At 69.7% G+C, this 21,023-nt stretch carries 19 protein-coding genes; 11 read left to right on the forward strand and 8 right to left on the reverse strand.

Translation table 11 applies throughout. From position 1 onward, the window contains the following. Positions 1-23 precede the first annotated feature (23 nt). Positions 24-4,328 carry a LamG domain-containing protein gene (locus tag JO379_RS08125; protein WP_245381412.1) on the reverse strand — a complete coding sequence of 1,435 codons (4,305 nt, stop codon included), beginning with the start codon at positions 4,326-4,328 and terminating at the stop codon, positions 24-26. A 440-nt stretch (positions 4,329-4,768) separates the two neighbouring features. After that, positions 4,769-5,236: an ATP-binding protein gene (locus tag JO379_RS08130; protein WP_130877132.1), complete on the reverse strand. Its 468-nt coding sequence runs from the start codon at positions 5,234-5,236 to the stop codon at positions 4,769-4,771. Positions 5,237-5,428: 192 nt separating this feature from the next. Between JO379_RS08130 and JO379_RS08135 the strand changes: the two genes are divergently transcribed. The 4 genes from JO379_RS08135 to JO379_RS33650 all read left to right on the forward strand — a co-directional run bounded on the left by JO379_RS08135 (position 5,429) and on the right by JO379_RS33650 (position 7,947). Next, complete coding sequence (locus tag JO379_RS08135; RefSeq protein ID WP_130877133.1) at positions 5,429-6,295, forward strand: helix-turn-helix domain-containing protein; 867 nt, start codon at positions 5,429-5,431, stop codon at positions 6,293-6,295. Beyond that, positions 6,292-6,513: a DUF397 domain-containing protein gene (locus JO379_RS08140; protein ID WP_209514451.1), complete on the forward strand. Its 222-nt coding sequence runs from the start codon at positions 6,292-6,294 to the stop codon at positions 6,511-6,513. The genes JO379_RS08135 and JO379_RS08140 overlap by 4 nt, the downstream gene beginning before the upstream one ends. Positions 6,514-6,583: 70 nt before the next feature. Next, positions 6,584-7,840, forward strand: a complete 1,257-nt coding sequence (locus tag JO379_RS08145) for a cytochrome P450 (protein WP_281066584.1) — start codon at positions 6,584-6,586, stop codon at positions 7,838-7,840. Then, on the forward strand, positions 7,786-7,947 hold the full coding sequence (locus JO379_RS33650; RefSeq protein ID WP_307841924.1) for a hypothetical protein: 162 nt from the start codon (positions 7,786-7,788) through the stop codon (positions 7,945-7,947). The genes JO379_RS08145 and JO379_RS33650 overlap by 55 nt, the downstream gene beginning before the upstream one ends. An 18-nt stretch (positions 7,948-7,965) precedes the next feature. On the opposite strand, the gene JO379_RS08150 is transcribed toward JO379_RS33650, so the two are convergent. Further along, entirely contained in the window at positions 7,966-9,126 is a 1,161-nt protein-coding gene (locus tag JO379_RS08150; RefSeq protein ID WP_245381893.1) for a terpene synthase family protein, read from the reverse strand. Between the two features lie 5 nt (positions 9,127-9,131). Further along, positions 9,132-9,818, reverse strand: a complete 687-nt coding sequence (locus JO379_RS08155) for a hypothetical protein (protein ID WP_209514453.1) — start codon at positions 9,816-9,818, stop codon at positions 9,132-9,134. Between the two features lie 275 nt (positions 9,819-10,093). On the opposite strand from JO379_RS08155, the gene JO379_RS08160 reads away from it, so the two are divergent. The 5 genes from JO379_RS08160 (at position 10,094) to tyrS (ending at position 15,800) form a co-directional block, all read left to right on the forward strand. Beyond that, positions 10,094-11,620, forward strand: coding sequence for a TldD/PmbA family protein (locus tag JO379_RS08160; protein ID WP_209514455.1), 1,527 nt, complete (start codon positions 10,094-10,096; stop codon positions 11,618-11,620). A gap of 197 nt (positions 11,621-11,817) precedes the next feature. Continuing rightward, positions 11,818-11,934, forward strand: coding sequence for a SapB/AmfS family lanthipeptide (locus JO379_RS08165; protein ID WP_209514457.1), 117 nt, complete (start codon positions 11,818-11,820; stop codon positions 11,932-11,934). 241 nt (positions 11,935-12,175) lie between these two features. Continuing rightward, the gene (locus JO379_RS08170) at positions 12,176-12,610 is read left to right on the forward strand and encodes a peptidase inhibitor family I36 protein (protein ID WP_209514459.1); all 435 of its coding nucleotides are present in this window, start codon (positions 12,176-12,178) and stop codon (positions 12,608-12,610) included. A gap of 259 nt (positions 12,611-12,869) precedes the next feature. Then, on the forward strand, positions 12,870-14,273 hold the full coding sequence (locus JO379_RS08175) for a metallopeptidase TldD-related protein (protein WP_130877140.1): 1,404 nt from the start codon (positions 12,870-12,872) through the stop codon (positions 14,271-14,273). A gap of 114 nt (positions 14,274-14,387) precedes the next feature. Further along, positions 14,388-15,800, forward strand: coding sequence for a tyrosine--tRNA ligase (gene tyrS, locus JO379_RS08180; RefSeq protein WP_209514461.1), 1,413 nt, complete (start codon positions 14,388-14,390; stop codon positions 15,798-15,800). 173 nt (positions 15,801-15,973) lie between these two features. Here tyrS and JO379_RS08185 read toward each other — a convergent pair whose 3' ends face one another. After that, positions 15,974-16,255, reverse strand: a complete 282-nt coding sequence (locus tag JO379_RS08185) for a GlsB/YeaQ/YmgE family stress response membrane protein (protein WP_130877142.1) — start codon at positions 16,253-16,255, stop codon at positions 15,974-15,976. Between the two features lie 221 nt (positions 16,256-16,476). Here JO379_RS08185 and JO379_RS08190 point away from each other — a divergent pair, with 221 nt between their 5' ends. Next, positions 16,477-16,851 (forward strand): DUF3099 domain-containing protein, encoded by a 375-nt coding sequence (locus JO379_RS08190; protein WP_130877805.1) that lies wholly within the window; start codon positions 16,477-16,479, stop codon positions 16,849-16,851. Between the two features lie 215 nt (positions 16,852-17,066). Next, on the forward strand, positions 17,067-17,291 hold the full coding sequence (locus tag JO379_RS08195; protein ID WP_207303870.1) for a hypothetical protein: 225 nt from the start codon (positions 17,067-17,069) through the stop codon (positions 17,289-17,291). Positions 17,292-17,363: 72 nt separating this feature from the next. On the opposite strand, the gene moaA is transcribed toward JO379_RS08195, so the two are convergent. The 3 genes from moaA to JO379_RS08210 all read right to left on the reverse strand — a co-directional run bounded on the left by moaA (position 17,364) and on the right by JO379_RS08210 (position 20,531). After that, entirely contained in the window at positions 17,364-18,353 is a 990-nt protein-coding gene (gene moaA / locus JO379_RS08200) for a GTP 3',8-cyclase MoaA (protein ID WP_130877144.1), read from the reverse strand. A gap of 136 nt (positions 18,354-18,489) precedes the next feature. Beyond that, positions 18,490-20,169: a monocarboxylic acid transporter gene (locus JO379_RS08205; protein WP_242625980.1), complete on the reverse strand. Its 1,680-nt coding sequence runs from the start codon at positions 20,167-20,169 to the stop codon at positions 18,490-18,492. A gap of 8 nt (positions 20,170-20,177) precedes the next feature. Then, positions 20,178-20,531 carry a DUF485 domain-containing protein gene (locus JO379_RS08210; RefSeq protein ID WP_130877145.1) on the reverse strand — a complete coding sequence of 118 codons (354 nt, stop codon included), beginning with the start codon at positions 20,529-20,531 and terminating at the stop codon, positions 20,178-20,180. Positions 20,532-21,023: the final 492 nt, after the last annotated feature.

A 21,023-nucleotide genomic window follows, 5' to 3' on the forward strand; every position in this document is an offset into this window, starting at 1 on the left:
TTCTGGCCCCGGGCCCCGGCGGGTCAGCCGTTGGGCACCTGTGTGGGGCGACCGTGCGTTCCCGCTGCGAGGTCCTTGACCTGCGCCTCGGTCAGGGCTCCTTGAAATGCCCATACGTCGTCGACCTGACCTGACCAGTACTCGTCGGCCGTTCCCTTGACCATGGCTCGGCCGACGTGGAGAGACTTGGCGGCGTTGAAGCTCACCGCGTTGTCGGCCAGAGCGGCACGGTTGGTGCAGACCGACCCGTCGTTCTGCACACCATCAGCGGTAGGACACACGAACTCTTCCAACGCACCGTTGACGTAGAGACGGAGCTCATTGGCGAACCCGTCGTAGACCAGTGCCAGATGGTTCCAGCCCTCGACGTCGTCGGGCGCGTGGTTTTCCACCGTCGAGACGGTGACGTCCTTCTCCGCGTCCTTCCCCGGCATGGTCACCTGCCAGCTACCGAGGCCCTCGGTGCTGTTCCCGTCGCCCGGCCCCTTGGGGCCGGGCACATACCGGACAGTGAACGCGTTCTGGTACTTCCCCTCCGCGCTCATCACCGTCATGGCGCGGCCCGGCTTGTCTGCCACCCGCTGTGCCCAGGCGGTCACCGTGAAGCTGCCGCTGGTGTCGACGGGGACGCCGTTGGTCGAGGCGGCCGCGTCCACGCCGTTGAGCTTCAGGCTGCCCTGGTCGACGCGCCCGGCGCCGATCGTGGCCTTGCCCGCGAGCGTCATGTCGTGGCGTACCGCGCCCTTGTCGGTCAGGGCGTCCGGCGAGACCGCCGGGGTTCCCGGCGCGGTATCGAACTGCCAGCGGCCCTTGACCAGTGCCCGCTGTTTGAAGAGCTGCTGAACCTCGGCCGCGGAGGCGGGGCGGTCGTAGATCCGTACGTCGTCGATCTCGCCGGGGAAGAAGTTCTCCCGCTTGGCTCCGTACGCTCCCGCGCCGATCTGGAGCTGCCGGTCGGCGTACCAGGGGGTGCTCAGGGGGACGGTGCCGGCTGCTGTGCCGTTGACGTACAGGGTCAGGGTGTCGGCGACGATGTCGCGGACACCGGCCAGGTGGGTCCACTCGCCTCCTTGCGGGGCGGGTCCGGTGCTCTGGACGACCTTGTTGGAGGGGGCGTCGGGGGTGTCCTTGGTGTGCTGGTTGAGCACCCATCTGTCGTGTGTCGGTGAGTAGTACAGCTCGACGCCGCTGGCGTTGGCTCCGGCCTGGGTGAGGATCACCGAGGTGTGCGTGGGCTTGTCCTTCGGCAGCCGGGCCCAGGCCGAGATCGCGAAGCTGCCCATGGTGTTGAAGTGCGGAGCGTCCACCGTGGCGTAGTCGTCCACGCCGTCCAGCGACAGGGCCTTGCCGTCGGCGCCTTCCGTGCCCGGCTTGGGGCCGCCGTGGAAGACCGCCGGCATCACGTCCGCGTGGCCGGTGACCTCCTTGGCGCCGGACTCCTCGTCGAGCGGGAAGATCGCGCGGGCGGGCCGGCCGGGGCCGCGGATGTGTTCCTTGGCGTAGAGGCGGGACACTTCGTTCGTGGAGGCCGGCTTGTTGAAGATCTCCAGTTCGTCGATCTGGCCGGGGAAGAAGTCGGTCGGCTTGCCGTTGGCGGCGGCCGCGCCGATCAGCAGTCCTCGGCGGGCGTCCCAGGGGGTCTTGTACTCGGCGGTGGCTTCCAGCTGGCCATTGACGAACAACCGCAGCTCGGTGTCCCCGCTGTCATAGACGCCGACCAGGTGGGCCCACTCCCCCGGCTTCGCGCCGCCGGGCTTCTTCTGCATCACCCGCACCGGCAGAGCTCCGGCGGTGTCGGAGGCGATCTGGCTGAAGGCCCAGCGGTCGTAGTCCACGGAGTAGTACAGCTGGAAGCCCGGTGTGTGATTGCCCGGCTGGGTGGCGACGGCCGCGACCTGGCCGGGTTTCTTCGACAGCTTCGCCCACGCGGAGACCGTGAAGCCGCCCGTGGTGTCCACCACCGGGATGTCGGTGCCCGCGTACCCGTCGGTGCCGTTCAGGGAGAGCGCGCTGCCCATCACTCCCTGGGCGCCGGTGGTCGCGCCGCCGTGCAGTTCGGCGGTACGGGCAGGGGTGGAGCCCTGGGCCTGCGTGGCGTCAGGGGCGTCGTCCATCGCCCACACCGCACGTTCCGGCTGGCCGGAGCGGACCTTGTAGCGGTAGGTGTACGGCTCGCTCATGTTGCCCGCGGCGTCCAGGGACTGCACGGTCACGAAGTTCAGCCCTGGACGGCCCGGCAGGGCCTTGATCGCCCGCGCGGCCCCCTCCGACGTGGTGAGGGTGTTCTTCGGCGTCGCGTCACCGTTGATGCCGTAGATGTACTTGGTGATGTCCTTGGTGGCCGGGCCCACGGTGAACGTGCCGTACCTGCCGACCCCGTCGAACCACGGGTCCTCGGCGGCCCCCGGTTTCGACTCCGGGTAGTCGGCCGAGGTCATCTTGGGTGCGGGCAGCGTCTTGGGGTCGCGGACGAAGTAGCAGCCGCTGGGTGATCCCGCGTACGACCAGGGGGAATAGCCCTGGCGGTCGTAGGCGCGTACGTACCAGTTCACGGGCGTGTTGACCGTGATCGTGGAGGGCAGGCTCATGGAGAAGTCCGACCCGGACTTCTTGAACGTCGTCAGTCCCGGTTTCCAGCGGGCGATGGTTCCCTTGCCGTCGCCCGCGTCCCATTCCGCCTGGAATTCCACGGCGATGTCGTCACCGTCGGGGTCCTTGACGTCGTTCGCGTAGACCTGCCCGAGGCTGCGGACATGGGCCGCCTTCTCCGGGATCTTGCAGGCTCCGCCGTACTCCATCGCCAGCTGCGACATGGCGACCTGGGACGGGGGCTGGTTGTACTGCACCCGCAGATACGCGCGGTCGGAGAACCGCTTCCAGGCGTACGGGTCGTCCTCGTCCGAGGCCTTCATGCCGAAGGTCAGCGAGGACCATGACTTCGACGCCGCTTCCTTGACCAGGTCCAGGACCTTGAACTCGCCGTCACCGCTCGCGCAGCCCTCGAAGCCGTACGCGAAGTCGTACTCGGCCAGCTTCTTGATCCAGAACCCGGAGGCGCTCTGCGAGTCCCAGGTGGTGGAGGACGAGATGTCCTTCGTCCGCCACAGCTGAACGCCCTTCTTCTCGCACGAGGCCGCCCAGGTCTCGGGCACCACGAACTCCGCCGACAGGATCGTCTTGCCCGCGAACCGCGAGGTCGGGATCTGGTAGAAGAGGCGCTTGGTGTCCTCGGGCTTGCAGTTGCGCCAGTCGCAGTAGCCCATGCCGGCAGTGCTCTCGCCGTTGAACTTCCACTGCGGTGAACTCGACCAGTACCGCGACGCCACCGTCCATGCCGAGGACCGGGGCGAGTACCACTGCGGGTCAATGAACACCGGGTAGACCGTGTCCGCCCCCGTCAGCACCTTCTTGTCCGGCGTCAGCACCAGCTCCCGCCCGCCGGCGGGCACGTCCACGCCGACCGGTGCCAGCTTGCCCGACTCCCCCGGGCCTGCTTCCTCGCCTGCACCGCGCCCGGCGGCACTCCGGGCGGCAGCGGCGGTACGAGCCGTCTTGTTCGCGGGGGCGGGCCCCGGGCTGGAGTCCCACATCATCGGCGTCGGCGCCTCGAACACCGCGCCACCCGCGCCCTGGTCAACGGCCGTCAGGCCGCCCTGCGCGGTCTCCTGGACCGCGACGCCCTCCGCGTTGATCTTCAGCCGCAGCTGGGCCAGTTCCTGGCTCGCCGCCGCCTTGGCCGACTTCACCACCAGTAACTGGGTGAAGCCGTCCACCTGGGCGGCCACCCGTAAGTCGACGTCCGGCAGGACATCGGCGTAGGTGGCGGTGTCGCCTTCCAGTCGCGGGGCCGGAAGCTTGGATGGCCACGACAACGCGAGCTTGCGGCCGGCGCGGTCCAGCTCCACGAGCGCGGCGTCGCCACCGCCGGAGAACTTCAGCCCTACGGTGGTGATACGCGGCGCGACCGTACCGTCGGGGCTCTTCGCCAGTGTGGTGTCCACCGGCTTCCACTCGCCATTCACCCGCGCCCGCACCGGACGTAAATACTCCCGCGCCTCCAGCGACCCCTGGGGCGTGGCCATGACGTCCCTGGTCTCCCCGCGCTGCGAGGCGACCTCCACGTTCTTGCCCGAACGCTTTGCCTGCGCCAGCGCCTCCTCTTCGGAGGACACCCTCGGCGTGCTGTCCGGTCCATCCCTGTGAGCCCGGGACGGGCCGGGTAACGCTTGATCCGCTGCTGCTTCCGGCACCAATCCCACGGTCAGGGCCAAACCCACTCCGCAAGCGATGGCGCCACCGAATGCGCGCATGCGCGCACGACGAAACATCCCCCCAGCCCTCCCCAGAGCCGAACGTGAAGACACGTAAAGGTCTTGAGGAGTGAACGTAGAGTAAAACCGACCATGTGGTCTACAACTTTGGAAGGGGACTTGAGCCTTCATATCCCCCGATAAGACTCGCCCGTCGACGTGTCGTAAGCCACATTGATCCGCGATGGGGAACTTGCTACCAAGGTCCGTCGCCGACGGTCGTCAGCCCGGCGAGGATCCGTCGCGCGGTGAGCAATGGGGCAGGAGTACCAGGTCAGGTGGCCGGTGGGAGCGCGGCGGGCTCGGGGCGTGGTCCTGGGGGGTGCGCCGTCGGCGGTCGTCGCTCCTACGCGCCGCCGCCAGTAGTCGGTCCGACGTGCGTACCAGCCGGAACGCGAGTACACCCAGGACGGCGGCGGTTGCCGTGAGCAGCGGGCGGATCGCCCTCGCGTCCCGCATCAACCGTGCCCGCGATCGCATCGAGGCACCCGGCAGCAGATCATTTTGCCGATCGGCGACCAGAACACCCGCCACTCCGGAGCCAGCAGGTCGAGCAGGATCAGCCCGCGCCCGGACTCGGCCGCACCGTCGTCCGGGGCGACGTCCTTGCGGCTGGGCATGCGCAGCGGTTCGGGGTCATGGACGTTCACCGCCACCCCGGGCGGCATGACGTCCACCTCCACGACGACGGGGACGAAGTCCCCGCACACCCGGACCGCGTTCCCCACGAGCTCCGAGACGACGAGCCGGGCCGCTTCCACGGTCTCGTCGCCGACCCCGAACCTGGTCAGGGTCCTGACCGTCAACTCGCGTACGCGGCGAAGATGCTCTTCCGTGACGTTGAGATGGACGGCGAACCCTCGCGGGCGCGCCCGCCGGTAGTAACCGGGGGTTGAGAGTGCGTTGACATCGACTGTGGCGCGCATGACGCCTCCTGCCTGCGGCGTGAGCCGCGTGGGTCGGATGCGGTGACGCCACGCGGTCGCAACCTGACCATGAGTGGCGGCAGGTTGGATGGTGGACCCTTTCTGTATGAGGTAGCAAGCTTTCGGCCCGAACGAGTGAATACCTCCCAACAGGCTTACTTGTGCGCGGGGTTGCGGTGCAAAACTCGGCGTATGCCCAACTCTCCCGTGGTCCCCACCGTCCGCCGCCGACGTCTCGGCGGAACGCTCAAGCGGCTGCGCAAAGCAGCCGGGCTGACACTCGACGAGGCTGCCGGCGCCATGGGCTGGATCGGCCCGAAGATGTCGAAGATCGAGAATGCGGCCCAGTCCATCCGCCCTGGGGATGTCGCCACATTGCTCAAACTGTACGGAGTCGACGATCCGGAAATGTCGGCCGCTCTCGAGAACCTGGCCAGGGACGCCGGCAAGAAGGGCTGGTGGCAGACCTACAGCGGGCTCGTATCGGCCTCCTACGCCGACTACGTCTCCCTGGAATCCGATGCCGAGCAGATCTACGAATGGTCACCCCTGCTCATCCCCGGCCTCCTTCAGACCGCTGCGTACGCGCGGGAGACCATGACCGGCGCGACCACCTCCCGCGCCCCGCACGAGATCGCCGCCCTCGCCGAACTCCGGCTGGCCCGGCAATCCGTACTCACCCGCCATGACAAGCCGCTTGAGCTCTGCGCCGTCGTTCATGAGGCCGCGCTCCACCAGCGCTTCGCCCGGCGTCCCGCCACGATGCGGGAACAACTCCGCAGGCTGCTCGACACCACAGACATGCCCAACGTCACCTTCCAGCTGGTACCGCTGGCCTCTGCCCTTCATCCAGGCATGGCGGGCGGGTTCACTGTCGCCGCCTTTCCGGCTCCAACTCCGGACGTTGTGCTACTGGAGAACCTCTGCGGCGCGACGTACGTTGAGGGCGACGACGCGATTCCCTTCGCCAAGGCGTTCGACCGCATCCGTGCCGCTGCCCTGTCGGCGGAGGACTCGCTCGCGCGGATCGCCGAGATGGAAGAAGGGCACAGAAAGTGAATGACTCCACGTCGGATCTCTACGCCTGCGACCTCTCCCATGCCGAATGGCGCAAGTCCTCTGCCAGCGGGCCGGAGCACAACTGCGTCGAAGTCGCCGACCTGGCCAACGGCACCGTCGCGATACGCGACTCCAAGGACACCCGCAGAACCCCCCTCCGCTTCCACGCCCCCGAGTGGGCAGCATTCCGCCAAAGCCTCATATCCGGCGAGATCTGACCCAGCCGCACGGAGTAATCACCTTTCGGGCGCCCCCCGGCCCCGGTTCGGAGGCGAAAGGCAGTCGTTGATGCCCCCACCCACCCTCGATCGAGTCCATGACGTGCCCCTTCACCGTGTTCTGAGCCAGTTGGTGAGAGGGGGCCCACTGGGGCTGGTGGAGGGGGTTGGGCGGCAGGCGCAGGGGGCGGTGGTGCGGTTGGGGTTGGGGCCTTTTCGGCCGCTGCTGGTCACGCATCCTGATCATGTGCGGCACGTGTTGCGGGACAGGGCGGAGAACTACGTTCGCGGGGCCGCGATGTGGGACGCGCTGGGGCCGCTGACCGGTCGGGGCATCGCCGGGGAGGGGCCGGGGTGGCTGGCCAGTCGCGACATTCTTCGTCAGGGCATGTCGGGCGGATATCTGCAGCGGACGGGACAGGTGATCGCCGACTCCGTCGAGCAGGCCGTGGAGGAGCTCGCCGACCGGGCGGTGAGCCGGCCCGTGGACGCGGTGGCGGAGATGACCCGGCTGGTGCACCGGGTCATCAACCCCGTCTTCTTCGGTTGCCGTGTCAGCGCCGCGCAGTGCGACCGGCTGGGCGGGGAAGTGGCCACGGCGCTGGGCTCGTTGTTGTGGCGCATGGCGATGCCCTTCGTCCCGGACCGGGTGCCGATGCCCGGGGACCGGGCGTTCCTGCGGGCGACCCGCACCATCGACCGGATGCTTCTGCCTGTCATCGACAAGGCGCGCCGACAGGACGACGGCAGCGGCAACTGTGACGGCGCGGATCTGATGAGCGGCCTGCTACGGGGAAGAGGGCCCGACGGCCGGCCGCTGAGTGATGAGCATGTCAGTCGGGACATCGTGGCGCTCTTCGTGGCCGGCTCTGAGTCCAGCGCTCTCACGCTCACCTGGGCCTGGGCGGTGCTGGCCCGGCATCCGGCCGTCGTGGCCGGGGTGCGCCAAGAGGCGGACGAGGTGCTGGCCGGCGGGCCGCCGCGGCCCGAGCACGTACGGAAGCTGGTGTTCACCCAGCAGGTGATGGCCGAGGTGATGCGGCTGTACTCGATGGCCTGGGCCGTCCCCCGGGTTGCCAGGGAGAACGACATGGTGGGCCGGGTGTCCGTGCCGGCCGGTACCACGCTGGTCATCTCTCCTTACCTCACGCACCGGCTGGCCGAGTTCTGGCCCGATCCGCAGCGCTTCGATCCCGGCCGGTTCGAGAGGCAAGCCGTGCGCGAGCGGATCCGCTGGCTTATCTGCCCTTCGGGGACGGCGTCCACCAGTGCGTGGGGCAGGCGTTCTTCGCCATGGAGTCGGTGCTCGTCCTGGCCACCGTGCTGAGCCGCTACGACGTGCACGTGTCCGGCGATCCCCGCCCCCGGCTGGCCGTGGCCCTGCCGCCTCGCGGTCGCGTCGGTCTGATCTTCACCCCTCGCAGCAGCCGCTGAAGGCTGCCCCGCAACGCCCTACAGCCGGTCCCACCACCACGACACGGACGGAATCCCCGGCGGCCCGGCCGGCGGGGCCGTCTCGGTGAGGGAACCGGTGGTGACCACAGCGCCGGGATGGCGACCGTCGGGGTCGGTGTAGCGCCCCGCGCGCAGGCCCCACTCCAGATTGCCCCTGATCAGCGCCGACAGATGCTCCAGATGCCGGCGCAGCGGCTCGCTCGCCCCGGGCGACACCTGGTCGCGCAGCCGCACGAACCGGGCCGTGAGGCGGTTGTTCAGCGCCACCGCCTCCTCCATCGCCTCCGCCAGGGACAAGGACCGCTCCTCGATCAGGACGTCCACCAGATTCAGCCGGCACCCGTTGCTGTGCTCGCTGCGTGCGGCCAGCCACCGCTCCTTGCCGTAGGAGAACAGGTCATCGTCGAAAGCCGCCGTGGTGAAGGCCAGCTCCCGCAACGCCCGCACCGCCGGCGACGCCATTTCCCGCTCCGGAATCTCCTCGCCGTCGACGACCTCCGCCCAGCTGAAAGTCGCCGAGCCGGCCGCGGTGTGCTGCCGCATGCGCGCGTAGTCGTCGAGCCACGGCGTACGGCCTCGCAGACGGCAGCCGAACTCCCACAGCACGCCGCGGAACCAGCCGCGATGCCCCTCGACCATGCGTCTGACCTGCACCGGCGTGCCCTGCGCACGGCAACGCACCGCCAGGTCGCCCGCCGCCGCGAGGAACGGGTCCACGGTTCCGTCCGGAGCCGTTCCCGGTGCTCCCGGTGCTCCCGGTGCTCCCAGCACGCGCAGCAGGCGCGTGGCGAAGTCGGCGAAGTCGTCGGCGCGCATGCTGGCAGGTCCCTCGTCGCAATGCAGATCGTCGAAGGCGAACATCAGCACGCACCAGTCCACGGCGATCTGAAGCCGACCGGCCGGCGCCCGGGGCAAGATCCGCCCGTAGAAGCCCCCGCAGTCGTTGCCGGTCATCCGCGCCCGCTGCACCCCGTCCCGGCACAGGCCGTACCCGTTCACCCAGGCCGCCGCCCGGGCGTTCAGGCCGTCGGCGTCCGGGTGCACGGCGCAGGGCAGTGGGCAGTACCGCGGCGGGATCTCCACCCGGATGTCGTCCGGGACTCGTTCTTCGACAGCCAGGGTGCCCCCGGCTGCCGGAGCCCGGACACCGCCAACCATGCCGGTCACAGCATCAAGGCGTGGGAGAACGCCCGCACCGCCTGGGTCACGCCACCACCGGCGGTGGCGTCGAAGACCGTGCCCCGGGCAGGCAGCGGGCCGGTGCCGAAGGCCTCCTTGAGCGCGCTGTCCCCGCCCGGCCCCAGCCCCAGGGCCGCGGCCCCCTCCGCCGTGCCCTTGGCGAGGTCGATCTTGGTCTTGTTCAACTGGAACTCCAGCGTGAGCAGTTCGACCGGCTGCCGACGAGCCTTGCCGGCCGGAGCACCCTCGATGGTGGCCCTCCCGATGACCTTGCGCATGCCGAAGTCGAACTCCACGTCCGTGAAGGTCAGACTGCGGCCCGTGGACTTCGTGAAGGTGATGCCGCCGTCAGCCGGTACCGATCCCGCGCTGAGGTCCAACGCGAACTCGCCCCGCGTCATCGGCAGGCGCACGCACGTCCGGCCGTTGACGTGGGCCATCACCGCCGGGCTCCTGGCACCGAGTGTCACCCGCTGATCGGCCAGTGCCTTGGCGGCGGCAGCGGTCGGGCACAGATCCGCCTGCGCCTTGCCGACCTTCAGCTGCGGGGCGGGCAGCACGCCGGGAGTGAGGCCCGTCGCCGCGCCGGCCCAGGACAGGACGCAGGCCGTGACGGCCACCGCGCAGCCCAGCGCCACGACCCGGCTCCGGTGCAAGGACATGACCGACATGACTACTCCTGTCGACGTACGCCTGGAGCGTCGGCGCATCTCTGACCGACCGACGCCGGCCTTCCTCCACGCCACCACGCCGCCAGGCCGGGGACGACCACAGGCGGGCCACCCGGGTGACAGGAACACGGTGACAGGAACACGGTCACGCGGACGCGGCGGCCGTCGTCGGGTGCGCGCCGGCACCCCCACCCCGACCCGCGTCAGCGACAACGCGCTGCGCGCGACCGCCGACGGACGGCATGATTCTCGTCGACGACCATCGGGAGGACCCTGTGCCCCATTCCATCGACGCATCATTTCTCGCGTTGCCCCTGCGCCCCCTGGCCGACGCGGCGCTCGCGCGCGCCCGCGCGCTGGGCGCCGAGCACGCGGACTTCCGCTTCGAGCGGGTGCGCACCGCCTCCTGGCGGCTGCGTGACGCCCGCCCCGCCGGTACGTCCGACGACACCGACCTGGGTTACGCGGTACGGGTGGTGCACGGCGGGACCTGGGGGTTCGCGTCGGGCGTGGATCTGACGATGGATGCCGCGGCCCGGGTGGCGAGCCAGGCCGTCGCGATGGCGAAGCTGTCGGCGAAGGTGATCGCGGCGGCGGGCTCCGACGAGCGGGTGGAGCTGGCGGACGAGCCGGTGCACGAGGAGCGGACCTGGGTCTCCTCGTACGAGATCAACCCCTTCGACGTGCCCGACGCGGACAAGAGCGGGCTGCTCGCCGAGTGGAGTGCGCGACTGCTGGCGGCGGACGGGGTGGCCCACGCGGACGCGACCCTGATGACCGTGCAGGAGAACAAGTTCTACGCGGACTCCGCCGGCACGACGACCACCCAGCAGCGGGTGCGGCTGCACCCGCAGCTGACGGCGGTGGCCGTGGACCCGACCACGGGCGAGTTCGACTCGATGCGCACCATCGCGCCGCCGGTGGGCCGGGGCTGGGAGTATCTGACGGGCACCGGCTGGAACTGGGACGCCGAGCTGGCCGAGATGCCGTCGCTGCTGGCGGAGAAGATGCGCGCGCCGAGCGTGCAGGCCGGCTCCTACGACCTGGTGGTGGACCCCTCCAATCTCTGGCTGACGATCCACGAGTCGATCGGTCACGCCACCGAGCTGGACCGGGCACTGGGCTACGAGGCGGCGTACGCGGGCACCTCGTTCGCGACCTTCGACCAGCTGGGCACGCTCAAGTACGGCTCGAAGATCATGAACGTGACCGGTGACCGGACCGTCGAGCACGGCCTCGCGACCATCGGGTACGACGACGAGGGCGTGGCCACGCAGTCCTGGGACCTGGTCAAGGACGGCGTCCTCACGGGCTATCAGCTGGACCGGCGGATCGCGAAGCTCACGGGTTTCGAGCGTTCCAACGGGTGCGCGTTCGCCGACTCGCCCTCACACGTGCCCGTGCAGCGCATGGCGAACGTGTCGTTGCAGCCCGCGCCGGACGGCCCGTCGACGCAGGAGCTGATCTCCGGCGTCGAGAACGGGATCTACGTCGTCGGTGACCGGTCGTGGTCGATCGACATGCAGCGCTACAATTTTCAGTTCACCGGACAGCGCTTCTTCAGGATCAAGAACGGTCGGCTGGCCGGGCAGCTGCGGGACGTCGCGTACCAGGCGACCACGACGGACTTCTGGGGCTCGATGGCGGCCGTGGGCGGCCCGCAGACCTACGCCCTGGGCGGCGCGTTCAACTGCGGAAAGGCCCAGCCCGGGCAGGTCGCCGCCGTGTCCCACGGGTGCCCCTCGGCCCTCTTCCAAGGGGTGAACATCCTGAACACCTCGAACGAGGCCGACCACTCCTGACGGGGCGTCCGCTCGGGGGGGCAGCCGACCGCCGGAGTCTGCACCAGGTCGACACGACAGCACGGTGGTGCGGTGCCGCGCGCCAACCGCCGGGGGCTCACGCCTGTGGGGGACCGCGGGCCGTTGCCACCATGAAGCGGGGCGACTTCATCCCGAGTCCGGCCCGTTCGGAATCGGCAGGAAGGGAGGTGGTGAGGATGGTGCTCCTCGACCTGCAAGTCATGGACCTTACGGAAGGCCACGAGGCCCGGCTGACGTTCGGTGCCAGCATCGAGAACAGTGGCTTGAGCCTGTTGATCTGCGACGAGGGCTAGCCGCGAGGGGGTGGGGGCATCGGTGCGGTTGCCCCCACCCGGCAGTCCCAGCGGTGCGGCAGCGGTGCCGCCCATGGCGCGGACGCGACCGTGACGGTCCGGTCTTCCCGTCAATGCGCTCGCTCAGATGCCATCCCAGCGGTTGACCGGCCCTGGCGCTACGTAACCGCCATGCATCTCAGTGGTTAAGCGTACGAACTCAGCGGCCGGGGAGCCCCGGCCCGTACTTCAGGGAGACTGCATGCTTCAGCGCATCGCCACGTCGGCCATGGTCCTGGCGGCCGCCGGTCTGCTCGGACTCGCCGGACCCGCCACCGCCGCCGACGGCACGGGCGGACACGGACACGGACACGGCCGCCAGGTCGCGCACGACGAATGCACCTCGGGGAACATCTGCTTCTGGTCCGAACGTGGCTTCCGCGGGGAGAAGACGGTCTACAAGTCGGCGCTCGTCGAGTGCACCCGCATCGTGAAGCCGTCAGCGGACGCGCCCGCGCGCCTCATGACCGCCCGCTCCGTCAAGAACCGCACCGACCGCACCATCGTCATCGGCTACAACGACCCGCTGTGCCTCATCCCCCACACCATCACCGCCGCCGGGACCCCTCTGCGTCTGACCCCCCTGGCCGACAACGCGGACCTCGGCGACGGCATCCGGTACATCCGCACCACCTGACGGATCCTCGTCAGCTGCTTCGGTCCCTCGGTCAGGACGCCCTGCGCTCAGTAGGCTCTGATCCAACGTCGATACGAAGGCGTCACCAGACCCCGTACGGTCCGGTTTCAACCCGTATGAACAGGGATCGAGGGTAGACCGTGAAACACCGCCTGACCTGCACAGGAGGCCGGTCGATGAGCCGACAGCACGGAATCGGCCGGGGGCCCGGGGGTCGCCCTCCGGGCCGCGGCGCGAACGCCCCGCAGGAGGGCCGCCGATGAGTCCTCGTCAGAACAAGCCGCACGAGATCGTCGAGCGTGCCCTGGAGCTGTCCCGCACCGACGGCTGCGTCGTGATCGCGTCCGAGCGGTCGACGGCCAATCTCCGCTGGGCGGCCAACGCGCTCACCACCAACGGCGTCACCCGGGGCCGCAGCGTCACCGTGATCGCGACCGTCGACGGCACCGAGGGCACGGCCTCGGGCGTCGTGTCCAGTTCGGCCGTCACGGCCGCCGAGCTGGAGCCGCTGGTACGGGCCGCCGAGGCCGCCGCCCGGGACGCGGGGCCGGCCGAGGACGCCCAGCCGCTGGTCAGCGGCGTACCGCACTCCCCCGCCTTCACCGAGGCGCCCGCCGAGACCTCCTCGGCGGTGTTCGACGCCTTCGCCCCGGCGCTCGGTGAGTCCTTCGCCCGTGCCCGCTCCGAGGCCCGCGAGCTCTACGGCTTCGCCCACCACGAGGTCGTCTCCAGCTACGTGGGCACGTCCGCCGGGCTGCGGCTCCGCCACGACCAGCCCACCGGCACCCTGGAGGTGAACGCCAAGTCCCCGGACCGGTCGCGCTCCGCCTGGGCCGGGCGGGCCACCCGGGACTTCCGTGACGTGGACCCGGCGGCGCTGGACGCCGAGCTGGCGCGGCGGCTCGCCTGGGCCGAGCGGCGGGTGGAGCTGCCCGCCGGGCGGTACGAGACCCTGCTGCCGCCGACGGCCGTCGCCGATCTGCTGGTCTACCAGCAGTGGTCGGCGGCGGCGCGGGACGCGGCGGAGGGCCGTACGGTCTTCTCCCGGCCCGGCGGTGGCACCCGGGTCGGCGAGAAGCTGTCGGGCCTGCCCCTGACGCTGCGCAGCGATCCGCGGGAGCCGGGGCTGGAGTGCGCGCCGTTCGTGCTCGCGAGCAGTTCGGGCGACGACGCGTCGGTCTTCGACAACGGTCTGCCGCTGGAGGCCACGGACTGGATCCGGGACGGGGTGCTGGAGCATCTGCTCACCACCCGCCACAGCGCCGGGCTGACGGATCTGCCGGTCACGCCGTTCATCGACAACCTGGTCCTGGACGCGGGCGGCACCCGTTCGCTGGAGGAGATGGTCGCGGCGAGCGGGCACGACGGGCCGGCCCTGCTGCTGACCTGCCTGTGGTACATCCGCGAGGTCGACCCGGCGTCCCTGCTGCTGACCGGGCTGACCCGGGACGGGGTGTATCTGGTGGAGAAGGGCGAGGTCACCGCCGAGGTCAACAACTTCCGCTTCAACGAGTCCCCGGTGAGCCTGCTCGGGCGGGCCACCGAGGCGGGACGCACCGAGCCGACGCTGCCGCGCGAGTGGGGCGACTACTTCACCCGGGCGGCGATGCCCGCGCTGCGGATCCCGGACTTCAACATGAGCTCCGTGAGCCAGGGGGTGTGACCGCGAGGGGGCGGGGCCGGTCCGGACGGACCCGAATAGACTGGCCCCCGTCCCTTCAACGATTCCTTCCTTACCCCTTCTTTCCCGTCAGTCCCCTCGATCCTCAGGAACGTCATGACACGCCTCGGCGAATCCGTCGCCCGCGCCAGCGAGATCCTCGCGCAGGACCTCTCCTCCGACCAGACCGTCCAGCGGCTGCTCACGGAGACGGGCTCGCGGCGCTATCTCGACCTGACGGATCTGTCGGCACAGGAGCAGGCCGAGCTGATCGCCGCCCGTGCCGTCGAGGTGCTGCCGGGCGTGGAGAAGCTGACCCAGCGCATCGAGGAGCGGCGGGCGGCGGGCAAGGGCCTGCACGTCAAGCTGGGCATCGACCCGACGGCCGCCGATGTGCACCTCGGGCACACCGTGCCGATGATCGTCCTCAGCCGCTTCCAGCGCATGGGGCATGACGTCACGCTGCTCATCGGTGACTTCACCGCCAAGATCGGTGACCCGACGGGCCGTACGGCGGAGCGTCCGCCGCTGACCGACGACGACATCGCGGCGAACCTCGCGGGCTACCGTGAGCAGGTGCGGCCGTTCTTCGACTTCGAGAAGGTCCGCTTCCGGCAGAACAGCGAGTGGCTGGCGCCCTACACCTTCCCCGAGCTGCTCGGGCTGATGGCCCAGGTGCCGGTCTCGCAGCTGCTGCAGCGCGAGGACTTCCGCACCCGGCTGGCCGCCGGCTCCGGCCTGACCATGTCGGAGCTGCTCTACCCGATCGCGCAGGGCCTCGACTCGGTCGCGCTGGACTGCGACGTCGAGCTGGGCGGCGCCGACCAGCTGCTCAATCTGCAGATGGGCCGCAAGCTCATGGAGCTGCGCGGCCAGAAGCCGCAGCTCGTCGTCACGATGCCGCTGATCGAGGGCACGGACGGTACGGGCGCGAAGATGTCCAAGTCCAAGGGCAACTACGTCGGCCTGAGCGCCACCGCCGACGATGTCTTCGGCAAGATCATGTCCGTGCCGGACCGGCTGATGGAGCCGTACCTGCGGGCCTGGACGGAGTGGACGGACGCCGAGATCGCGGCGGCCACCCGCCGGATCGAGGAGAAGTCGCTGCACCCGATGGACCTCAAGAAGGTCCTCGCGGGCGAGGTCGTGGCGGCGCTGTACGGCGTCGAGGCGGCGATGTCGGCGCGCGCCGGATTCGTCGCGCAGTTCTCGAAGAAGAGCTTCACCGACGTCGGGACGCTGCCGGTGGTGGAGCTGGCGGAGCACGGCGCCGAGGCCGCGACGACCGTGCTCAGCAAGGTGCTGGGGTTCCAGCCCAGCGCCTCGGCGGCCCGCCGGGTCGCCAAGCAGAACGGGCTGCGGCTCGTCGTGGAGTCGGCCGCCGGCCAGGAGGCGATCGTGCTCGCCGAGGCCGAGGCGATCCGCCCGCTGGGCGAGGTGGTCGGTGAGACGCTGGCGAAGCTGGGCACCTCCGGTGCGGAGGTCACGGTGTACCTCAAGGCCGGGCGGAAGATCGCGGAGCTGCGCTAGGCCTGTCCGGCGGATCGTGGGGTGCACCTCCGCTGCGCGGCGGTGTCCTCAAGCGCCGGACGGGCTGGTTTTGGCCGGCCTCAGCCGAATCAGTAAAGACAGGCCGTGGGCGGCCGTGCGGCGCACGGCCGCCCTCGGCTTTCCCCGCCTGGACCCGCTCGGGGCCCGCCCGCTCAGGCGGCCCGTCGGCCGCCTCCGCCGCGCATCCCGACCCACAACCGGTCGCCGACCGCGACGACGATCACCGCGCCGAGGAGTTGGAGCAGGTGCCGGCCCCAGTCGACGCCCTTGGTCTCGTTGATGCCCAGTCCGGTGGCCGCCCAGTTGCCGAGAACGCTGCCGATCATGCCGAAGATGACCGTCAGCCAGAGCGGGATCTGCTGTTTGCCCGGCAGGATCGCCTTGGCGATCAGGCCCAGGACCAGACCGACGATGATGGCCCACAACCAGCTCATGTCGCCTCCTTCGAAGCGCGATGTGGCGTGCTCCGCCATTCTGGGGCCGCCACCCATACGGCGCACGTCGGAGCCGCCTGTACGGCGTATGGCGGCGACGGTGGTGGGCGGGGCGCGCGGTGGGCGGGCACCCGCTCTCGTCGCGCGGGTGGGCGCGGCGTAACGTTGAAGAGGTCCTGGACACGGGGGCCGTCGGCACAGTGGGCGGATGGTGGAACATGATGCGGAAGCACGGTGGTACGGCGGTATTCCGGATCACCGGGGCTCGGCAGGGTCTCGCGGAGGACGTGCGGGGCCGTCAGCGTCGGTATGTGATCTCGATGCTCATCCGCACCCTCTCCGTGATACTCACCGTGGTGCTGTGGAATATCGAGCGCCATGTGGCCATCGGAACGCTGGTCCTGGGCGCGGTGCTGCCCTATGTGGCCGTGGTGATCGCCAACGCGGGCCGGGAGAACGCCCCTTCGCTGCCCGGAACGTTCGTTCCGGCGCCGACCCGCCCGGTGCTGATGTCAGGTCCGACACACCCCCCTGCGGAATCCGCTCCGGAAGCAAAACCTTCCGGGCGGGCTGATCAAGGCCGTGACCACGGCTGATACGGCGGGCCCGAAAAACAGTCCGCCGGGTCGTCTGCAAAGCTCAAGAAAAGCTCAGATCAATCATGTGGTTCGGTGCCCTATGACAGGCACCCCGTGACATACTTCGTAAGCGCTCCGCATCCCCCGTCGGAGCGACAGACCGACGCCGGGCGGCTCCCCCCGTGGCTGCCCGGCGTCGCCATGTCCGGCCGGGCTTGATTACAGTCTGGGGGGTGAACTCCCCTGATACTGCCGTGATCTGCTCCGCCAAGGGCTGCCGTGCCGCAGCGGTGTGGGTGCTGGCGTGGAACAACCCCAAGCTGCACACCCCCGAGCGACGCAAGACCTGGCTCGCCTGCGACGAACACCGCGAACATCTGTCCAACTTTCTGGATCTGCGCGGTTTTCTCAAAGACGTGGTCACGCTGGAGGAGTGGGAGGCGTCCCCTCACCATTAGGCTTCGCCGATAAAAGCGCACTCACCGATAAGCCGGGCTTTGGCCCGGCAATTACCCGGTGAAATGCTGGATTCACCCCCCGATCGCCGACATCGGGCGCTGCGGCTGGAGGAAGGCGGGGTCGTCCAGGCCCGAGCCGGCTTTTTTGGTCGTGGTCGCCAGTCGCCACAGCCGGGCGATCTCCGCGTCCGGGGCCCCGGAGCGCAGGGCTCCGCGCAGATCCGACTCCTCCCGTGCGAACAGGCAGGTGCGGATCTGGCCGTCTGCGGTCAGCCGGGTGCGGTCGCAGGCCGCGCAGAACGGGCGGGTGACGGAGGCGATGACGCCGACGCGGGCCGGGCCGCCGTCGACGAGCCAGCGCTCGGCGGGCGCGGCGCCGCGCTCGTCCTCGGCCTCCGGGGTGAGGTCGAAACGGGTGCGCAGGCTGCTCAGGATGGACTGGGCGGTGATCATCCCGTCGCGCTTCCAGCCGTGCTGGGCGTCGAGCGGCATCTGCTCGATGAAGCGCAGTTCGTAGTCGTGCTCGACGGCCCAGGCCAGCAGGTCGGGCGCCTCGTCGTCGTTGAGGCCGGGCATCAGGACGGCGTTGACCTTGACCGGGGTGAGCCCGGCGGCGTGGGCGGCGGCGAGGCCGTCCAGCACGTCCTGGTGGCGCTTGCGCCGGGTCAGGGTCGCGAAAACCTCGGGGCGCAGCGTGTCGAGGGAGACGTTGACGCGGTCCAGCCCCGCCGCCTTGAGCGCCGCGGCGGTGCGCCCGAGGCCGATGCCGTTGGTCGTGAGGGACAGCCGGGGGCGGGGGGTGAGCGCGGCGCAGCGCTCGACGAGGCCGACGAGGCCGGGGCGGAGCAGGGGCTCGCCGCCGGTGAAGCGGACTTCGGTGACGCCGAGGTCGGTGACGGCGATGCGGACGAGGCGGACGATCTCGTCGTCGGTGAGCAGGTCCGGCTTGGCGAGCCACTGCAGTCCCTCTTCGGGCATGCAGTAGGTGCAGCGCAGATTGCACCGGTCGGTCAGGGAGACGCGCAGGTCCGTGGCCACGCGACCGTAGGTGTCGATGAGCACGGCAGGGCCCCTCCCGGGACTGGAACGGTAGTTCGTTCAATTGTTCCGCAGCGTACGCGATGGCCTCGGCCTTCAACAGTTCGTTGACGCGGGCGTACGGACCGGGTCCGGGGAGGGGCCGTGGTGGCGGGGTGGGTCAGTGCGCTCCGAAGCCGGTCAGGGAGCGGACCTCCAGTTCGGCGTACTTCTTCGCGTCCGGGGCCTCGCGGGAGAGCAGCGATCCCAGCCAGCCGAGCAGGAAGCCGAGCGGGATGGAGACCAGGCCCGGGTTGGCGAGGGGGAAGTAGTCGAAGTCCATGCCGGGGAAGAGCGCCTTCTCATTGCCGGAGAGGACCGGGGAGAAGATCACCAGGGTGACGGAGGAGATCAGTCCGCCATAGATCGACCAGAGGGCACCCTGGGTGGTGAAGCGCTTCCAGAAGAGGCTGTAGAGGATCGTCGGGAGGTTGGCGGAGGCCGCGACCGCGAAGGCGAGGGCGACCAGGGCGGCCGCGTTGAGCCGGTGGGCGAAGATGCCGAGCACGATGGAGACCGCGCCGATGGCGACGGCCGCGAACTTCGCGGTGAGGATCTCCTCCTTCTCGCTGGTCTTCCCCTTGCGGATGACATTGGCCCACAGGTCGTGGGCGAAGGACGCCGAGGAGGCGAGGGTGAGCCCCGCGACCACCGCAAGGATCGTCGCGAAGGCCACGGCCGAGATCACGGCGAGCAGGATCGCGCCGCCGGTGGAGCCGGCGCCGCCGCCGATCTCCTGCGCGAGCAGCGGCGCGGCGGTGTTGCCGGACTCGTTCGACGCGATGATCTTCTTGGGGCCGACCAGGGCGGCGGCCCCGAAGCCGAGGGCGATGGTCATCAGATAGAAGGCACCGATGATGCCGATCGCCCAGTTCACCGACTTACGGGCGGCCTTGGCGGTCGGCACGGTGTAGAAGCGGATCAGGATGTGCGGCAGACCGGCCGTGCCGAGGACGAGCGCGATACCGAGCGAGATGAAGTTGAGCTTGGAGGTGCCGTCCTTGCCGTACTGGAGACCGGGTTCGAGGAAGGCCCTGCCCTTGCCGCTCTCCTTGGCCGCTTCACCGAGAAGAGTGGAGATGTTCCAGTTGAACTTGGTGAGCACGAGGACGGTGATGAGCAAGGTGCCCGCGATGAGCAGAACGGCCTTGACGATCTGCACCCAGGTCGTGCCCTTCATTCCGCCGATGGTCACGTAGAGCACCATCACCACGCCGACCAGGGCGATGATCCAGCGCCTGGAGCCCTCGCCGGTGGCGCCGAGCAGCAGCGCGACGAGCGCTCCCGCGCCGACCATCTGGGCGAGCAGATAGAAGATCGAGACGACGATGGTGGAGGTGCCGGCGGCGGTGCGTACGGGCCGCTGCCGCAGGCGGTAGGCGAGCACGTCGGCCATGGTGAAGCGGCCGGAGTTGCGCAGCGGCTCGGCGACGAGCAGCAGGGCGACCAGCCAGGCGACGAGGAAGCCGATGGAGTACAGGAAGCCGTCGTAGCCGAAGAGCGCGATGGCGCCGGCGATACCGAGGAAGGACGCGGCGGACATGTAGTCGCCGGAAATGGCCAGGCCGTTCTGGAAGCCCGTGAAGGACCGGCCGCCCGCGTAGAAGTCGGTGGCGTCCTTCGTCTGCCGGCCCGCCCAGACGGTGATGGCGAGGGTCGCGGCGACGAAGACGGAGAACAACGTGATGATCAGTGTGCGGTGGTCACTGGCGGCCGCGGCGGCGAGCGGCTGTGCCAGGGACAGCCCCGTTGCGGGGTCGGCGCCCGCGGCGGAACCGATTCCGCTACTGACAGCGGTCATGACGGCACTCACTTCGAGGCCTCCAGACCGGCCTTGAGGGCCTCCGCCTTGGGGTCGATCTTCGCGGCGGCGTGCCGGGAGTACCACCAGGCGATGAGGAAGGTGGTGAGGAACTGGGCCAGCCCGAAGACGAAGGCGATGTTGATATTGCCGACCACGGTGGTGCCCATGAAATCGCCCGCGAAGTTGGAGAGCAGGACGTACAGCAGGTACCAGGCGACGAAGGCCACGGTGAGGGGGAAGGCGAAGGACCGGTGGGACCGGCGCAGTTCACCGAATTCGGCGCTCGACTGGACCTTGGTGAAGCGGTCGGCGCAACCGGGTTCGTCCGGCTCCTGGGTGATGGTTGGTGCGGTGTCCACGGTCTCTCCTGACGAGGGGGTGCGAGGCGCGAGCCGTCAGCGGTGATCCAGAAGGTGATCCGAGCTTGTGATCCGAATCACGCATCGTAGAGGGGTGCCGTGGTATTGCGACAGAGGGGTGATCGGCGAATTTGACATCAGCCGCCGTGTGAGGCAATACCGGCCGCCCGCCGTGTCGTTGACCCTGATGTGAGCACTGCGCCGCCCCCTCCCCCGCCGCCGCCCGGCCGGCGCCCGTTCGGAATCGTCAGGCTGACGGAGCCGATAGCGGCGGTGCGGACCGGCCGGCCGGCCGCCATCCCGACGGCCGGCCGCTGGTACGGGCCGCGGGTGCCGCTGCCGCCGCTGAGCATCGACACGCTGCGCGGTCCGGGCATCCCTTCCTGAGGATCCGGGCATCTCTCCTTGAAGGAACGGGCAGCCTTTCCTGAGGAACGGGCTCCGGTTCCGCCTCCACCATCTGACATCACGTCACCGGGCTCGGCACTACGG

The organism is Streptomyces syringium (genome assembly GCF_017876625.1).
Lineage (GTDB): Bacteria > Actinomycetota > Actinomycetes > Streptomycetales > Streptomycetaceae > Streptomyces > Streptomyces syringius.

What these genes read in the sequence shown, in the direction of transcription:
- JO379_RS08125 (WP_245381412.1), bottom strand. Translation starts at nt 4,328, where the DNA reads ATGTTTCGTCGTGCGCGCATGCGCGCATTCGGTGGCGCCATCGCTTGC.
- JO379_RS08130 (WP_130877132.1), bottom strand. Translation starts at nt 5,236, where the DNA reads ATGCGCGCCACAGTCGATGTCAACGCACTCTCAACCCCCGGTTACTAC.
- JO379_RS08135 (WP_130877133.1), top strand. Translation starts at nt 5,429, where the DNA reads ATGCCCAACTCTCCCGTGGTCCCCACCGTCCGCCGCCGACGTCTCGGC.
- JO379_RS08145 (WP_281066584.1), top strand. Translation starts at nt 6,584, where the DNA reads ATGCCCCCACCCACCCTCGATCGAGTCCATGACGTGCCCCTTCACCGT.
- JO379_RS08150 (WP_245381893.1), bottom strand. Translation starts at nt 9,126, where the DNA reads ATGGTTGGCGGTGTCCGGGCTCCGGCAGCCGGGGGCACCCTGGCTGTC.
- JO379_RS08155 (WP_209514453.1), bottom strand. Translation starts at nt 9,818, where the DNA reads ATGTCGGTCATGTCCTTGCACCGGAGCCGGGTCGTGGCGCTGGGCTGC.
- JO379_RS08165 (WP_209514457.1), top strand. Translation starts at nt 11,818, where the DNA reads ATGGTGCTCCTCGACCTGCAAGTCATGGACCTTACGGAAGGCCACGAG.
- JO379_RS08170 (WP_209514459.1), top strand. Translation starts at nt 12,176, where the DNA reads ATGCTTCAGCGCATCGCCACGTCGGCCATGGTCCTGGCGGCCGCCGGT.
- JO379_RS08175 (WP_130877140.1), top strand. Translation starts at nt 12,870, where the DNA reads ATGAGTCCTCGTCAGAACAAGCCGCACGAGATCGTCGAGCGTGCCCTG.
- tyrS (WP_209514461.1), top strand. Translation starts at nt 14,388, where the DNA reads ATGACACGCCTCGGCGAATCCGTCGCCCGCGCCAGCGAGATCCTCGCG.
- JO379_RS08185 (WP_130877142.1), bottom strand. Translation starts at nt 16,255, where the DNA reads ATGAGCTGGTTGTGGGCCATCATCGTCGGTCTGGTCCTGGGCCTGATC.
- JO379_RS08190 (WP_130877805.1), top strand. Translation starts at nt 16,477, where the DNA reads ATGCGGAAGCACGGTGGTACGGCGGTATTCCGGATCACCGGGGCTCGG.
- JO379_RS08205 (WP_242625980.1), bottom strand. Translation starts at nt 20,169, where the DNA reads ATGACCGCTGTCAGTAGCGGAATCGGTTCCGCCGCGGGCGCCGACCCC.